1 protein-coding gene is annotated in these 646 nt (G+C 41.5%); it reads left to right on the forward strand.

Annotation, left to right across the window (positions count from 1 at the left end):
• The first annotated feature begins 35 nt into the window (after positions 1–35).
• Positions 36–551, forward strand: coding sequence for a lipocalin family protein (locus tag LIX84_RS23335; RefSeq protein WP_226422275.1), 516 nt, complete (start codon positions 36–38; stop codon positions 549–551).
• The last annotated feature ends 95 nt before the right edge of the window (positions 552–646 follow it).

Below are 646 nucleotides of genomic sequence, written 5' to 3' on the forward strand. Positions count from 1 at the left end.
ACTTAACGCGGCGTTAGGTTTTTACGGAGGAAGCCATGAGAAAAGTACTTCTGTTCATAGTTTTGTTATCGCTAGGTGGTTGTTTAGGCATGCCTCAAACAATACAGCCAGTTAAGGATTTTAAGCTTAATAATTATTTAGGTCAGTGGTACGAAATAGCCCGCTTAGATCATTCTTTTGAACGAGGCTTGAGTAAGGTCACTGCCGAATATAGATTGCGTAAAGATGGCGGTGTTTCGGTGCTGAACCGCGGTTATTCCGCTGCAACCCAAGAATGGAAAGAAGCGGAAGGTAAAGCATATTTCGTTAACAGCCCTGACGAAGGGTATTTGAAAGTGTCGTTTTTTGGTCCATTTTATGGCTCATATGTTGTCTTTGACCTAGAAAAAGAAAACTACGAATATGCTTTTGTATCAGGTCCGAACAATGATTATCTTTGGTTGTTATCACGGTCACCGAGTGTAAGTGCAGATATCATCGAAAGGTTTGAAGAACTGGCTGAACAGAATGGTTTTGATGTTGAGCAATTAATATACGTGGAACAAAAATAAACCTAACAAGGCGTTTAAGAGTGATTCCAAACGCTTGCCGGTTTCGCTTCGCTCACAGTATGGCAAGCGCTTGTCACACCTTAACGCAGCGTTAT

Origin of the sequence: Vibrio sp. E14 (assembly GCF_020515785.1) — a bacterium.
Lineage (GTDB): Bacteria > Pseudomonadota > Gammaproteobacteria > Enterobacterales > Vibrionaceae > Vibrio > Vibrio diabolicus.

What these genes read in the sequence shown, in the direction of transcription:
- LIX84_RS23335 (WP_226422275.1), top strand. Translation starts at nt 36, where the DNA reads ATGAGAAAAGTACTTCTGTTCATAGTTTTGTTATCGCTAGGTGGTTGT.